Origin of the sequence: Mesorhizobium sp. B2-4-2, assembly GCF_006442845.1 — a bacterium.
GTDB lineage: Bacteria > Pseudomonadota > Alphaproteobacteria > Rhizobiales > Rhizobiaceae > Mesorhizobium.
In genome coordinates this window covers 73899-88503 of the sequence record NZ_VFVM01000013.1, presented here as the reverse complement: position 1 = coordinate 88503, position 14605 = coordinate 73899, and the positions used below count along the sequence as shown (strand labels likewise).

Genomic DNA, 14605 nt, shown 5'->3' with positions numbered 1-14605 from the left:
TCATGAACGTCGCCGCTCCACAGCCGAAGGAAAACATGGGACAGCCGCTGCCGCGTATCGATGCGCGGCTGAAAGTGACCGGCCAGGCCGAATACGCGGCGGATCTCCCGGCCGCCAACATTGCGCACGCCGTGCTCGCGACGAGCAGCATCGCCAAGGGCAAGGTCGCCAGGCTTTACCTGGATGACGCGCGCTCGGTGCCCGGCGTGCTCGACATCGTCACCTATGGCGACCTCGACAAGGTCGAGACGCCGAAATTCGGAAATACCGGCGCGAGTTCTATCGGGCCGCTGCATGACAAGGCGATCTTCCATGACGGTCAGATCATTGCGCTGGTGGTCGCCGAGACCTTCGAAGCGGCCGAGGAGGCGGCGCAAAGGATCCGCGCGGACTATGCCGAGGAAAAACCGACCGCCAGTTTCGACATGCCGGGGACAAAGACCATCGACGCCGCCGGCAAAAGCCCGTTGTTCAAGGAGGACGTCAAGGCCGGCGATTTCGATGCCGCCTATGAATCGGCCCCGATGAAGATCGATGCGCGGTATTCGACGCCGACCCAGCATCACAACCCGATAGAGCTGTTCTCGACCACCGCTGTTTGGCAAGGCGACCAACTCACCGTTTACGAGCCCTCTCAGAACGTGACCGGCTGGAAGGTCGAGTTGGCGCGGCAATTGAGGCTCGACCCAGCGAATGTGCGCATCGTCTGCCCTAACGTAGGCGGCGCATTCGGCTCGAAGGGGCCGATGACGGCGCGAACGGCCATCGTGGCTGTGGCCGCCAGGCGGCTTGGCCGGCCGGTGCGCTGTGTGGTCAGCCGCATGCAGGCGTTCGGCACCCAGACCTATCGGGCCGAAACCCGGCACCGCATCCGCATCGGCGCCGGCAAGGACGGCCGCATCACTGCTTTCGGCCATGAAGGCTGGGAGGTGACCTCGAGACCCGATTCCTATGTCGTCGGCGGGACTTCGGCCACCGGTCGCATGTATGCTTATGGCTCGGTGCTGACGCATGTCTTGCTGGTGCAGGCGGATCGCAACACGCCCGGTTATATGCGCTCGCCGCCCGAGACGCCCTACGTCTATGCCCTCGAGAGCGCCATGGACGAAATGGCCGTCGCACTCGGCATGGACCCGATCGAATTTCGCCGGATCAACGAGCCCCAGAAGGAGCCGATCGGCGGCAAGCCGTTCTCCAGCCGGTCGCTAATGAAATGCTACGATCAGGCCGCTGATGCCTTCGGCTGGACGAGACGGGATGCGAAAGTCGGCTCGATGCGCGACGGCGACTGGCTCGTCGGCATGGGCTGTGCGACGGCAGTCTACCCGACCGCTGCCGCGCCATGCGCGGCCCGCGTGCGCCTGACCGCCGAAGGAGACGTGCGCGTGCAGTGCGGCTCGCATGAAATCGGCACAGGTGTGCGAACCGTTGCCGGCCAGATGGCGGCGGAACATCTCGGTGTCGACATCGGCAAGGTCGCCGTCGAGATGGGCGACAGTGCCTTGCCGCCGGCGCCGGTATCGGGAGGTTCGATTTCCACTGCCAGCGTCTGTTCGGCCGTGCTCAAGGCGTGTGATGCTGTGCGCACGAAATTGTTCGCCGCAGCGGTCGCGGAGGGTGGCCCTCTTGCAGGCTCGCACAATGAGGAACTGGACCTCCACGGGGGACGGATCCTCACCAAGGGCGGGGCGTCGGCAAGCACCGCCGATATATTCAAGGCCATGCAGGTAGGCGCCATCGAGGAATATGCCGAATTCGCGCCGAAGGGCTCGACCCCCGAAGCGCTCAAGAAGCTCTATGCCGGCCAGTCGGAATTCCATGGCGGCGAGTCCGACGCGGATTCGGTGAAATATGCGTTCGGGGCCGAATTCGTGGAGGTGCACATCAACAGCTACACGCGCGAAATCCGTGTGCCGCGCATCGTCGGGGCGTTCGCGGCCGGCCGCATCATGAACACGCGCACCGCGCGCAGCCAGCTGATGGGAGGCATGATCTGGGGCATTGGCCAGGCCCTGCATGAGGCGACCGAGATCGATACCCGCTATGCCCGCTATGTGAACCGCGACCTGCAGGATTATCTGGTCCCGGTGAATGCCGATGTCAGGGACCTTGACGTCATACTGGTTCCGGAGATCGACCATGAGGTCAATCCGGCTGGTGTGAAGGGCCTGGGCGAACTCGGCAATGTCGGCACCGCCGCTGCCGTCGCCAGCGCTGTCTACCACGCGACCGGCAAGCGGATCCGCGACTTGCCGATCAGAATTGACGATCTGATCGTTTGAGGACCGAGACAAAGAGGATTGCTCCGCCGCAACAAGCGTGGGTTTGTCCTCGCCCAGTTTCACTGCCTTGCGGATCGGGATGCTGATGCGTCAGGAACTGACTGTTTCATGCCAGGGTGATCCGGAACAGCCGGAACCCTTCCCGCCCCATCGAACGGAACTGACCGTAGGAGCGCTCAGCCTTGGCCGCGCAGGATGCTGACGACGAGCAGCGTCAGCGCCGTATTCCACAGCGCCTGCTCGGCCCGGTATTTGCACCGGCAGCCACCACGCCCTGCGCCTGGTCGATGGCGTGTCCCAGCAGGCGCGGAATGAAAAGCTGCAGCGTCGCGGCGATGAAGGTCGAGACGATGGTGATGGCGACCTGCCAAGGGTGGCGCAGCGTCATGCGCATGATACGCAGCAAGGTGCCAGGGCCCTTGCCCCAGGAGGCTTGCGCCACATCGGCAAACGATTTGCCGCGCCCCGCCGCGCTGCCGATTGCTTGCGTGTTCAAGGACCTATCCAAACCGATCCGGACTTTAGCCCGGACGAATGAAACAGATTCAAATTCAAGTGCCGTGATGTTACGCGCCTCCCGCGCGGCCGTTCAAGGGCCAATGACAGCTTCGCGCTGTGCCTGAAATGACACGCCCGTATTTCGCGCAATGATCGCGCTCATCGTCAGGCTGCCCGCCCAAATAGAAAAATTGTTCGTCCCGGCGGCCCCGAAAAGCCGATCGTTCCTTTCCCGGCGCACCGAACTCCGTGAGATTTGGGGCATCGATGGCGGCTTCGGCCGCTGGAAAAGGAGCAGCACATCCACGGGCCCGGGTTTCCGGGCGAAGTTTTCAAGCAGCACCCGGAAAGAACCCGGAAAGGAGCTGACATGCCCAGAATAGTGCCCGTGCTCGATCTGAGCCGTCTCGAACAAGGCGCGTCGGAGCGCCGGACGTTTCTGGCGGATCTGCGCTCCGCCTCGCGCGACATCGGTTTTTTCTATTTGGCTGGCCACGGCATCCCATGGGCCGACATCAGCGAGACGCTCGCCGCTTCGCGGGGTTTCTTTGCCTTGCCGGAAGCCGACAAGCTGTCGATAGAGATGGTCAATTCCTCGCAGTTCCGCGGTTATACCCGCGCTGGCGGCGAACTGACCAAGGGCAAGGCCGACTGGCGCGAGCAGCTCGACATCGGCGTCGAGCGCCCGCCCATCGCGCAAGGCCCGGGAATTCCTGCCTGGACGCGGCTGCAGGGGCCGAACCAGTGGCCGTCGGCGTTGCCGGCGCTGAAGCCGGCGCTGCTGGCCTGGCAGGCCAAGGCGACGGCCGTGGCCATTCGTCTGCTCAAGGCCTTCGCGCTGTCGCTCGACCAGGCCGAGGACGCTTTCGATCCGATCTATGGCGGCGAACCCAATCATCGCATGAAGATCGTGCGCTATCCCGGCCGCGAAGCGACCGGCGGCGACCAGGGCGTCGGCGCGCATAAGGACGGCGGTTTCCTGACGCTGCTGCTTCAGGACGACAACAAGGGCCTCCAGGTCGACTATGACGGAAGCTGGGTGGACGTGGATCCGATTCCCGGAACGCTCGTCGTCAACATCGGCGAGCTGCTGGAGCTCGCCTCGAACGGCTATTTGAGAGCCACCGTGCATCGCGTCGTGACGCCGCCCGCCGGCGTCGAACGCATCTCGGTGCCGTTCTTCTTCAGCGCCAAGCTCGATGCCACGATACCGCTGCTCGAGCTTCCCGAGGAACTGGCGGAGCAGGCGCGCGGGCCGGCCAGCGATCCCGACAATCCGCTGTTTCGCGATGTCGGAACCAATGTGCTGAAGAGCAGGCTGCGCTCCCATCCCGACGTTGCGCGGCGTCACTATGCCGATCTGCTTGAGCCCGAGACCCGGGCAGGCTGAGCCATTCGGCAGGTAGAAATTTTTGTAGGACAGCACGATTTTAGAATACTATTCGTCGCCAGCGCACGAAAATGGGCTCAACATAAAAATATCGTTCGAGGTTTCCTCCCATTCCTCCGAACGGTGTTCCCCTCTGAAGGTTATGACCTTCTTTCTGGCCGGGCCGTCTTCGCGCCCGGCCATTTTTCTTTGCCGAAAGCAGTCTTTTTGCAGCCCGGGAAGCGCGATGCCAACGGAACCGCGCCGCGACGATACGCGATTTTGTTGGAAATGCTTTCTTTTGCGTTCTACTTGGGAAGGCGCAACCTTGTCCAATCCAGTCACCACCGCGAAAGAGAGATGCTCATGACATCCAATGTCGCCGTCATTGCCGGAGCGGGATCCGGATTGAGCGCCTCGCTTGCGCGCCTTCTCGCAACGGAAGGTTTTCGTGTCGTGCTGGCCGCTCGCAACATCGAGAAGCTCGACCCATTGCTGGCGCAGACCGGCGCCCAAGCCGTGGCAACCGATGTCTCCGATGCCGCGTCGGTGCAGCGCCTGTTCGAGGTCGCTGACAAGGCCGGCCCGCTGTCGCTCGTGGTCTTCAATGCCAGCGGACGCGCCCGTGGCCCGATCGCCGAACTCGATCCAGAGGCTGTCAGGCAGGCCTTGCTGGTGGGGGCCTATGGCGGCTTCCTGGTTGGCCAGCAAGCGGCCAACCGGCTGCTTTCGCAAGGCTCGGGCTCGATCTTCTTCACCGGCGCGACGGCAAGCGTCAAGGGGTTCGCCGGCTCGGCCGGTTTCGCGATGCCCAAATTCGGCTTGCGTGGACTGGCGCAATCCATGGCTCGCGAACTGGCCCCCAAGAACATCCATGTCGCGCATTTCGTCATCGATGGTGCCATTGCCTCGACCGTGCCGGGAGAGGCTCCCGACCCGCAAGATCGACGGCTATCGCCGGACGCGATCGCCGAGGCCTATCTCGGCATCCATCGCCAGAACCGCAGCGCCTGGACCTGGGAACTCGAGCTCAGGCCCTGGGTCGAGACCTTCTGATCGGCACGGTGACCTATGCAGCTTTCGCGGGGCTTCCATGCAAGGCGGCGGAGAGAGTCGACATTGCATGGGGATGTCACTATATAGCGGCGGCTTCGATGGCTTGTGCCTGGAAACGGCAACGTCATCGGGCAGCTGTTGTGACAGCCATTGAGATGCAAACGGACCTGAAAACCGTAAGAAGCAAGTAGAAGCAGCCTCTCGAGGCGGGACAGGATTCCCGCCAAACGATACCCGCCCCCCAGAAACAGAAAATGTTCTTCAATCCTCTATTTCCTTTGGCTCTGTGGACCTTGGACGACATCGGCTTGCCGTCCGGTGGCGACTCGGCTGGAATGGGGACATGCATCCTTCACCGGATGCCGACGTTTATGATTACCAACCGGCTTCGCCGCCAGGGAAAAGCAATATGAGTGAGCACGCCATCGAATTCTTGCAGGGATGGATTGGCGAAAAAGTCCATTGCCAGTCCCACGCCAGGATCGAGAAGCAGGCCGAGACGCTGGCCAGGGAATGCGCTGCCAAGGCGGCCGAGGTCGGCATACCGCTGGAGGATATCCAGGAAGAAGTCGGCGATATCCAGGAACTCATCGCCTCCCGGCTCGAGGAAGCGGCCGAGGCCGACGAGCACCAGCAGGCCGCGAGCAAGGCCGCGGAATAATTCAGGAGCAATCCTGTATGAATACGCGGACCATTCGGTCCGCGTATTTGTCTCAGCCGAATTTCTCCTTCAGCCACGCCTTCGGCAGCGCCGGCACGAAATTGCCGTCGCGGCCGGTCATGTCCTCGTTGGCGACCATCGCATTGAGGACGGCTTCCTCGACGCCCTGGACCACGGCATCGAAGAACGGATCGATGTCGCTGTCAGGAATGAACTCGGCGCGAGCGATCCGGCCCGGCGGCGCCAGGGCCGCGTCGGGATTGGCGGTAGAGAAGGCGAGGAAGATGTCGCCGGAACTGTGATAGCCGAAGCCGCCGGTCATGGCGACGCCGAGCGGCACACGGCGGGCCAGCCGCTTCATCTGATGCGGCAGGAACGGTGCGTCGGTGGCAATAACGGCGATGATCGAGCCTTTTTCGGCACGTGGCGTGCCTTCGCGGATCGCGGGTTCGACGAGCTCCGGCCCGGCGCGCAGGCCTCGAAGCGTGAAATTGCGCCGCTTGCCGAAATTCGCCTGCACGAAGGCGCCGACAGTATAGGCACGCCCTTGCCATTCGGTGATGCGCGACGCGGTGCCCGAACCGGCCTTGAAGCCGAAGGCGATCATGCCGGTGCCGCCGCCGACGCTGCCTTCCTCGATCGGTCCGCTGGCGGCACCGTCGAGCGCCTCGGCAACATGCCCTGATGTCACATGGTGACCGTTGATGTCGTTGAGGAAGCCGTCATAGGTTTCCGCTGCCACCGGCAGTCCCCAGCCGCTGTCGAGTGCGGCTGGCAGCACCTTGCTCATCCAGCGCAGCGTGCCGTCGCGCGAAATGCCGCAGGAATGCGTGTTGGTGACGGTGATGGGGAAGTTGAAGGCGCCGGTCTCCTCGACGATATGCGAGCCGGTCAGTTCGCCATTGCCGTTCTGACTGAAGATGCCGGCGAAGACCGGTGTGGCAAGGTCGGCCCGCGGCCTGGGCAGGATCGCGGTCACGCCGGTGCGCACCGGTCCCTGGCCCACGACGAGCGGGCCGTCGCCTGAAATCAGCGTGGAATAACCGACCGACACTCCAGCCACGTCGGTGATCGCGTTGAACGGGCCGGGCGTGCCGTCGAAGCCGATGCCGAAGCTTCGCGCGCGCGGCTTGCCGGAGGGCGTTTTGTGATGATGCGGATTGTCTGTCATGTCACGGTTCAGAATAGGGAGCCCTGGCTGCCGGGCTCCTTGGCCTTGGTCGCGGTTTTGGCGGCCGGTCGTGGCCGCGCCGAGCCGCTGGTCGCGACAGCATCCGCCGTGCCGTCGGCGAACTCCAGGGACAGCGCCATCCCGGCCGACAATTCCGCCGCACGCTTGACGACGGCGCCGTCGGCATCCTTCACCAGGGCGAAGCCGCGTGCCAGCACGGCCTTGTGCGACAGCGTCGCCAGCAAGCGGTCGGCCTGGGCGACGCGACTGCGCAGCCGCTCCAGCCTCAGCGATGCCGCATGCGTGCTGCGCCGCGTCAGCGCGGTCAGGAAATCCCTTTGGGTCCGCTGCCGCCGCGCCGTGGGCTCGATGGTGATGCGGCCCTGCAGCGCCGCCAATTGCTGCCGGTGCCGCTGCAGCGACGCCCGGGCGCATTTCGGCAACTGATCGGCGGCGCGATTGAGCTCCGCGCGCCGGGCCCTCGTCAGCGTGCGCAACGCGCCCTGTGCCCGCAGGAGATTGCGCTCGTTGGTCCGCCGCGCCTCGGCAATTCGCTGCGACAGCATTGCCGGCGTCAGTTTCAGGGCGAGGAAGCGTCCGCGCTTTCGTTCGGTCGAAACCATGAGGCCGCGCCCGAGCCGGCTCGCCGCCTCGTCGAGGCGACGACGTGGCAGCGCCAGCAACTGATCGGGCGAGGGCAGCGCACGCGCCGCCGCGCGCACGGACTGGCGCTTGCGCTCGAAATTGCGCGAAACCGCAGCCTTGAGCCGTGCGCCGAGACTGGCGAGCGCCGCTTCGAGGTCGGCCTTCACCGGAACGGCGATTTCGGCCGCCCCCGTCGGCGTCGGCGCCCTCACATCCGCGACGAGGTCGATCAGCGTCCAGTCGGTTTCGTGGCCGACGGCCGAAATCACCGGAATGGCGGAGGCGGCGACGGCGCGGGCCAGCGCCTCGTCGTTGAAGCCCCACAAGTCCTCGAGGCTGCCGCCGCCCCGCGCCACGATCAGCAGGTCCGGGCGCTCGATGGTGCCATCCCTTGCCAGCGCGTTGAAACCGGCGACGGCGGCGGTCACCTCGGCGCCCGCGGTTTCGCCTTGCACCCGCACCGGCCAGACGAGCACATGCAGCGGAAAACGATCCTTGATCCGGTGGATGATGTCGCGGATGACGGCCCCCGTCGGCGAGGTGACGACGCCGATGACGCGCGGCATGAAGGGCAGCAACCGCTTGCGGCCCCCCTCGAACAGGCCTTCGGCCTGCAGCCGGCGCTTGCGCTCCTCCAGCAGCGCCATCAAGGCTCCGGCGCCCGCCGGTTCCAGATTGTCGATCACGATCTGGTAGTTGGATTTGCCGGGATATGTGGTGAGCCTGCCGGTGGCGATCACCTCCATTCCTTCTTCGGGGCGGAATTTCAGCCGGCCCATCGTGCCTTTCCACACCACGGCGTCGAGCCGCGCGCGGTCGTCCTTCAGCGTGAAATAGGCATGGCCGGAGGAGTGCGGCCCGCGATAACCCGAGATTTCACCGCGCACCCGCACATTGCCGAAGGCATCCTCGACGGTGCGCTTCAGGGCGCCTGATATTTCGCTCACCGTATATTCGGTGGCGTTGCTGCGTGATTCGGATGCTGCTTCGCTCATCGGCCGATTGGGGGGTGGTTGCGCGCCGGCGTCAAGCTGGCTGTTTTTAGGTCAGCGTTCAGATGCGTCCGATCGCTTACCAGCCCGGCAGGATCTGGTTCGGCTTGGTTCGCCGCATCTTGCTGAAGGCGAGTGCCGCGAAATCGAACGTTCCCGTCTCTTCGCCAAGCGGCACCGAGATATTGTCCAGGCTTTCGGAAATGTGCCGGGCCAGTGCATCGACGATCTCCGGCCGCGAGGTTTGGCCGCGCATGATGCCGATGCGGCAGTCGGGCAGGGCGCCGAAGCCGTCGGCCTCGCCCAGCACCCGCATGCCGGGCCTGAGCGCGCATTCCGGCAGCACCGAGATCGCCAGGCCCGACAACACCGCGGCGGTGATGACGGTCGCGGAAAAGCTGGTGAACAGGATGCGATAGTCGCGGTTCTGCTGGTCAAGCACGTCGACGGCGGCGCGCCGCCAGATACAGTTTGGCCGGCCAAAGGCCATCGGCAGCGTCTCCTGCTCGTGCGTGGCGTGGTTGGCCGAGGTGACCCACAGCAGCGGTTCGCGCCGCACCACCTCGGACTGGCCCCGCACGTCGTTATGCGTCACCAACGCCAGGTCGAGATTGCCGCGCTTGATGTGTTCGACCAGCCCCGGCGTCGGTTCGCAGACGACGGTCAGTTCGACGCGTGGATTGGAACGCGTGAAGCGCGCCATGATCTCGGGCAGGAAACGGTCGGCGTAGTCGTCCGGCGTACCGATCCGGATCGTGCCTTCGAGCCGCCGGTCGTCGAAGGCGGCCAGCGTTTCGCGGTTGAGATAGAGCAGCCGTCTTGCGTAGGAAAGCAGCTTGTCGCCTTCCTCCGTCAGTCTGTTGCTGCGCCCTTCCTTTTCGAACAGCGGCTTGCCGATCCGCTCCTCTAGCCGGCGCATCTGCATCGACACCGCCGACTGGGTGCGGTGCACCTCTTCGGCCGCCCGGGTGAAACTGCCAGTGTCGGCGATCGAGATGAAGGTCTGCAACTGATCTAGATCGAGCGGCGCTTTCATCGGCATGATCCATCACTAGTGTTGATGCTTAAGATTAGAAACATTCGTTGGATTAATCAATCGAGCAATGGCAAATTACTGATGTCCACATGAAGGCATGTGAATCGAAGCCGGAACGGCCGCTGTCGCCAGCGCCGATCGCCTGGTTTTGCCCGTTCGAGTCTGAAGGAGACCGACATGGTTACGTTTGATTTCGCTACCGAGACCTCGCGCATCACCACGCGTCCGGCCGTTGCGACGCGCGTGATTAATGCGGTCTCCAATGTCTACCAGGCCTGGAAAAACCGCCGTGCCTTCTATCGCCTCGGCGAGATGTCGGACGCCGAGCTTGCCGATATCGGCCTGACGCGCGCCGACCTGCACGTCGCCATCGACGTGCCGTTTGGCCGCGATCCGACGGCGATGCTGCGCGAAATCGCCAGCGATCGCGTCGAAACCATCGAGGACATCGCCCGCAGGGTGGCCTGATCGGTTGAATTTCGGTCCCGCTGAACCTTTCATCAGTCAGCGCGACAAAGGTTATGCAGGCTTCCCACTCCCTGCCGGTCCCCCGCCGGCCTGCCTGCACGCTGCCCGGTCCTCCCAAGGACCGGGCTTTCTTTTTGCGTTAGGCAAAAGCCAAAACCTGGGCGACGGCTACCGCCGATCCATGCCGCGCTTGAACTGGTCGAAAATCGACTCCATGCCTTTCTGGTAGTCGTCGCGCTGCTGCGCTCCGGTCTCGAACATCTTGCCAAACAGATCGTCGAACGGGTTCGTCGGCCTGCCGCTCGGATTGGCCTGCGGCTGCGGCGCCTGGGGCTGCCGCCGAGCTTGGGGCTGCGGCGCCGGCTGCTCGCCGCCTGATGCACCGCCACCCTGCCGCAGCATCTCCTCGAAGATCTTGCCTAGCGGACTGTCGCCATAGGGGCTCTGGGTCTGCTGCGGCTGAGGCTGGTCCTGCGGCGGCTGCGCGCCACCGCCGAACATGTCCAGCAGCACCTTGCCGAGCGGATTGTCGCCAAAGGGGTTCTGTGTCTGCTGCGGTTGCGGCTGGGATCGGCTTTGCGGCTGTGGCACGCCGCCGCCGAACATGTCCTGCAGCACCTTGCCAAGCGGGTTGTCCATCGGGTCTTGCGATGGCGGGCTCGGCTGCGGCGCCGGCGCCTGGGCGCCGCCCAGGCCGCCTCCCTGGCGCATCATCTGCTCGATGATCTCGCCCAGCGGATTGCTGCCGGCGGCGCCGAAGCCGCTGGCCGCCTGCATCTGCCCCCCGGCCAACTGATTGGTGGTCTGCTTGAACAGCCCGCCCATCATCATCGAGGCCAGGGCCGGCAACATCTGTTGCAGCACCTGCTGGCTGATACCGGTCGCTTGCGCCGCCTGGCCGGCAACCGCGCGCGACAGATCCTTCGAGCCGAACAGATGCCCCAGAATGCCGTTGCCCTCATTGATGCCTTGCGGCGAGAAGGCCCGGGTCGCGTCCTCGAAATACTTGGCGTGCTGGCCGCTCGCCATCGCCGTCATGAAGGCGCCGAGCCCATAGGGATCGGCGGTGTTGCGCCTCAGTCCTTGCGAAAAGGCAGGCAGCAACGCCTCCACCGCAGATTGCGTCTGCTGCATCGAGAGCCCGTATTGTTGGGCAAGCGCCTGCATGCCGCTGCCGTTCTGGGCTTGTGCCAGCATGTCGAACAAGGAAGGCATTGGTCTCTCCTCCGGAAATCCCCGCCGGAGAAGCCTAATTCGTTTCCACCGCCGATTGAAGCGGCTTTTGCAGGAGCTCGGCCGCCTCAAAGCCGAGGGTCAATAGGCGTATTCCATGAACACCGGCTCGATCGAGCCGCCCCAGCGTGTGTGGTAGGCCGACAGCATCTCCTCGGCGCTGGTGGTGCCGCGCGCCACGACCTCGTCGAGCGTGTTGAGGAACGAGGTCTCGTCATAGCCGTCGCGGTTCTTCTTGCCGCGGTTCTTCAGCCCCATGCGCGAGATGGTGAGCACGTCGCGCGCGATGTCGCGCAACGTGGCGTTGCGGAACGGCGCCGAAATGCCTTGTTCGGGCACGGCGTTGCGCATCGCCAGCACTTCCCCGTAGGTCCAGCTCGAGGTCAGCGCCTCCGCCGCATCGAGCGCTGCCTCGTCATAAAGCAGCCCGACCCAGAAGGCCGGAAGGGCGCAGATGCGTCGCCACGGCCCGCCATCGGCGCCGCGCATCTCGAGAAAGCGCTTCAGCCGCACGTCGGGGAAGAGCGTCGACAGATGATTAGCCCAGTCGCCCATCGTCGGCAATCCGTCCGGGATTTCATTGCGGACGGCCCCGGCCATGAACTGACGGAAGGTGACGTGCGTCATGTCGTGGTACTGGCCGTCGCGGATGACGAAATACATCGGCACGTCGAGTGCCCATTCGACATAGTCGGCAAAACCGAAATCGGGCGAGAAGCAGAATTCGAGCAGGCCCGAGCGTTGGTTGTCGGTGTCGCGCCAGATGTCGCCGCGCCAGCTCTGCAAGCCGTTCGGCCGGCTTTCCGTGAAGGGCGAATTGGCGAACAGCGCCGTCGACAGCGGCTGCAGCTTCAGCGACACCTGCATCTTGCGCCGCATGTCCACCTCGCTCTCGAAGTCGAGATTAACCTGGATCGTGCAGGTGCGGTACATCATGTCGAGGCCCTTGGTGCCGACCTTGGGCATGTAGCGCGTCATGATCTCGTAGCGCGACTTCGGCATTTTCGGCGTCTCGGCCAGCGACCATTTCGGGCTGCCGCCAAGGCCAAGGAAGCGGATGCCCATCGGCTCGGCGATCTCGCGCACCTGCGCCAGGTGGGCATTGCCCTCGCGGCAGGTCTGGTGGATCGTCTCCAGCGGCGCGCCGGAGAGTTCGAACTGGCCGCCGGGCTCCAGCGAAATCGCGCCCTGGCCGGTCGGCTCGACCAGGCCGATGATGCGGCCGTCATCGATGATGGGGTCCCACCCGAGCTTTGACTGCATGCCTTCGAGGATGGCGCGTATGCCGCGCTCGCCGCCATAGGGCACGGGCCCGTTGCCGTCGACGTAGAACGGGAATTTCTCGTGCTCGGTGCCGATGCGCCACTTGTCCCGCGGCTTGTTGCCCTCGGCCAGATGCGCGACGAGTTCGTCCATGCCTTCGATCGGCCGGAAATCGGTTGTGTCACGCGCCATCATCAAGCCCCTGCGGCGCTATGATCCCGAAATCGACCTCGATTTTCGAGATATGCGCCAAAATCAAAGTACTACAGCGGCCTTTGCGCGTCGACGCGCGGCACTGCAGGGCGGCCGGACGACCGCCGGCGCTAGATGGACGAAATGTCAGTAGCCGATCAAGCGAAAAATCCTGAGCCAGAGGTCAACAGGAATTGAACGATGCGGCTCTTCCCGTCTCCCTTGTGTGAGAAGGAAGAAACCCTCACCAATCGCCGATTGTGGCCTGCATCACCGCCAGTGCGGCCACGGCGGCCGTGTCGGCGCGCAGGATGCGCGGGCCGAGCGGAATGGCGGTAACGAAAGGCAGAGCGCGCAACACCTTGCGCTCTTCGTCGGAAAATCCGCCTTCCGGCCCGACCAGCAGGCCGAGCTTCCTTTCGCTCACCGCTTGCAGCGCGGGCAGGGGATTGTTGGTCGAAGCGTCCTCGTCGCAGAAGATCAGCCGCCGCTCCTTGTCCCAGCCGGTCAGCAGGCGTTCGAACTTTTCCGCTTCCCGCACCTGCGGCACCGCAAGTATGCCGCACTGCTCGGCCGCCTCGACGACATTGGCGCGCAACCGGTCGATGGAGGGTTTCGCCACTTGCGTGTGCTGGGTAATGACCGGCTGCAGCACGCCGGCGCCCATTTCGACCGCCTTTTGCACCAGATAGTCGAGCCGGCCCTGCTTCAGCGGTGCGAAGCAGTAGACGAGATCGGGCAGCGGCGGCTGCGGCCGTTGCCGCGCCAGCACCCTCAGCTTCACCGCCTTCTTGGACCTGGCCGCGATGGCCGCCGACCATTCGCCGTCGCGGCCGTTGAACAACAGGACCTCGGCGCCCTCGCCAAGCCGCAGCACATGCAGGAGATAATGGCTCTGCTGGTGGCCGGCGTCGAACTCGATCTCCGGCCCGAGATCGTCGGGCACGAACAGGCGTTGCATCTTGTAGTTGGCGCGCATGGCCGAGGAATGGGCGAGGCGACGGTTGCCGTCAAGCCTTGGCGGAAGGATGCCAGACGGGTTCGTAGCCTCGCCTCAGCACGCCGATCGTGGTCGGCGGCGTCAGCAGCCGCAGCGGCCGATGAGCGAGGTCGTTGAAATCCTGCGCTCCGCAATATCCTGCAAACGACCAGCGCAGCGCCTTGCCGCGACGCAAGGCGTAGGCATTGCCGCCACGGTCGACCATCGTGCCGTCGGGCAGGCCTGCAAGCTCGTCAGCCGCCACCACCGGCGGCTTGCCGCCCGCGGCCAGCCGCTCCTTGTGCAGCCGCTTGTCGACCTGCGGCGCGCGCGGCTCCGTTATGCCGAAGGCTTCGCCGAAGCGACCCACAAAATCCCTGGCCCGTTCGCGCCGGCAGAAGAAGCAGGGCCGATGGCCCGCCGCCAGCGCCGTCACCTCGTCGAGGAAGAACAGTTCCGTCCAGCCCGCCTTGGGTCCCGATAGATCATCACGTCGCCGGTTGCGGCCCATCGGCTCGCGCCGCACGTCGCCGAAGTCGCAGACGCAGATGATCCAGGCGTGAAGCGCCCAGCGTTTTTTCAACAGCGTCCTGGTCTCGGGATCGTGGATGATGCCGCGATTGCCCATGAACAGGCCGCGCTCGGGCACGGCGTGGATAGCGCCGAACGGATCGACCCGGTTTTGCAGTGGCATAGTTTTCTCCGCGCGCCCGCATCTTGGCTGAAATGCCGGCGCCATGATATCGCTCGTCGCATCGTT

The 14605-nt window shown here is 64.5% G+C and carries 14 protein-coding genes; 5 read left to right on the top strand and 9 right to left on the bottom strand.

Annotation, left to right across the window (positions count from 1 at the left end; all coding sequences use genetic code 11):
* Positions 1-2: 2 nt before the first annotated feature.
* Positions 3-2282: a xanthine dehydrogenase family protein molybdopterin-binding subunit gene (locus FJ942_RS24355; RefSeq protein WP_140899206.1), complete on the top strand. Its 2280-nt coding sequence runs from the start codon at positions 3-5 to the stop codon at positions 2280-2282.
* A 214-nt stretch (positions 2283-2496) separates the two neighbouring features.
* Here the strand turns inward: FJ942_RS24355 and FJ942_RS24350 are convergent, their stop codons facing one another.
* The gene (locus FJ942_RS24350) at positions 2497-2778 is read right to left on the bottom strand and encodes a hypothetical protein (RefSeq protein WP_318012685.1); all 282 of its coding nucleotides are present in this window, start codon (positions 2776-2778) and stop codon (positions 2497-2499) included.
* Positions 2779-3150: 372 nt separating this feature from the next.
* Here FJ942_RS24350 and FJ942_RS24345 point away from each other — a divergent pair, with 372 nt between their 5' ends.
* Positions 3151-4170, top strand: a complete 1020-nt coding sequence (locus FJ942_RS24345; protein ID WP_140729360.1) for an isopenicillin N synthase family oxygenase — start codon at positions 3151-3153, stop codon at positions 4168-4170.
* A 48-nt stretch (positions 4171-4218) separates the two neighbouring features.
* On the opposite strand, the gene FJ942_RS24340 is transcribed toward FJ942_RS24345, so the two are convergent.
* Entirely contained in the window at positions 4219-4485 is a 267-nt protein-coding gene (locus FJ942_RS24340) for a hypothetical protein (protein WP_140729359.1), read from the bottom strand.
* Between the two features lie 30 nt (positions 4486-4515).
* On the opposite strand from FJ942_RS24340, the gene FJ942_RS24335 reads away from it, so the two are divergent.
* Both FJ942_RS24335 and FJ942_RS24330 read left to right on the top strand, forming a co-directional pair.
* Positions 4516-5205 carry an SDR family NAD(P)-dependent oxidoreductase gene (locus tag FJ942_RS24335; RefSeq protein ID WP_140729358.1) on the top strand — a complete coding sequence of 230 codons (690 nt, stop codon included), beginning with the start codon at positions 4516-4518 and terminating at the stop codon, positions 5203-5205.
* A gap of 409 nt (positions 5206-5614) precedes the next feature.
* Entirely contained in the window at positions 5615-5866 is a 252-nt protein-coding gene (locus tag FJ942_RS24330; protein WP_140498383.1) for a DUF768 domain-containing protein, read from the top strand.
* 52 nt (positions 5867-5918) lie between these two features.
* Here FJ942_RS24330 and FJ942_RS24325 read toward each other — a convergent pair whose 3' ends face one another.
* The 3 genes from FJ942_RS24325 to FJ942_RS24315 all read right to left on the bottom strand — a co-directional run bounded on the left by FJ942_RS24325 (position 5919) and on the right by FJ942_RS24315 (position 9710).
* A complete protein-coding gene (locus FJ942_RS24325) occupies positions 5919-7037 on the bottom strand; it encodes a P1 family peptidase (protein ID WP_140899203.1) in 1119 nt (372 codons plus the stop codon).
* Positions 7038-7045: 8 nt separating this feature from the next.
* A complete protein-coding gene (gene xseA / locus FJ942_RS24320; RefSeq protein WP_140899201.1) occupies positions 7046-8677 on the bottom strand; it encodes an exodeoxyribonuclease VII large subunit in 1632 nt (543 codons plus the stop codon).
* Positions 8678-8753: 76 nt separating this feature from the next.
* Positions 8754-9710 carry a LysR substrate-binding domain-containing protein gene (locus tag FJ942_RS24315; protein WP_140552395.1) on the bottom strand — a complete coding sequence of 319 codons (957 nt, stop codon included), beginning with the start codon at positions 9708-9710 and terminating at the stop codon, positions 8754-8756.
* Positions 9711-9887: 177 nt separating this feature from the next.
* On the opposite strand from FJ942_RS24315, the gene FJ942_RS24310 reads away from it, so the two are divergent.
* Positions 9888-10178 (top strand): DUF1127 domain-containing protein, encoded by a 291-nt coding sequence (locus FJ942_RS24310; RefSeq protein ID WP_140524803.1) that lies wholly within the window; start codon positions 9888-9890, stop codon positions 10176-10178.
* Between the two features lie 168 nt (positions 10179-10346).
* On the opposite strand, the gene FJ942_RS24305 is transcribed toward FJ942_RS24310, so the two are convergent.
* The 4 genes from FJ942_RS24305 to FJ942_RS24290 all read right to left on the bottom strand — a co-directional run bounded on the left by FJ942_RS24305 (position 10347) and on the right by FJ942_RS24290 (position 14539).
* Positions 10347-11393, bottom strand: coding sequence for a DUF937 domain-containing protein (locus FJ942_RS24305; protein WP_140524802.1), 1047 nt, complete (start codon positions 11391-11393; stop codon positions 10347-10349).
* A gap of 99 nt (positions 11394-11492) precedes the next feature.
* On the bottom strand, positions 11493-12866 hold the full coding sequence (locus FJ942_RS24300; RefSeq protein ID WP_140515023.1) for a glutamate--cysteine ligase: 1374 nt from the start codon (positions 12864-12866) through the stop codon (positions 11493-11495).
* A 244-nt stretch (positions 12867-13110) separates the two neighbouring features.
* On the bottom strand, positions 13111-13845 hold the full coding sequence (locus tag FJ942_RS24295) for a 16S rRNA (uracil(1498)-N(3))-methyltransferase (protein ID WP_140899199.1): 735 nt from the start codon (positions 13843-13845) through the stop codon (positions 13111-13113).
* A gap of 31 nt (positions 13846-13876) precedes the next feature.
* Positions 13877-14539 carry a hypothetical protein gene (locus tag FJ942_RS24290; protein ID WP_140581216.1) on the bottom strand — a complete coding sequence of 221 codons (663 nt, stop codon included), beginning with the start codon at positions 14537-14539 and terminating at the stop codon, positions 13877-13879.
* Positions 14540-14605: the final 66 nt, after the last annotated feature.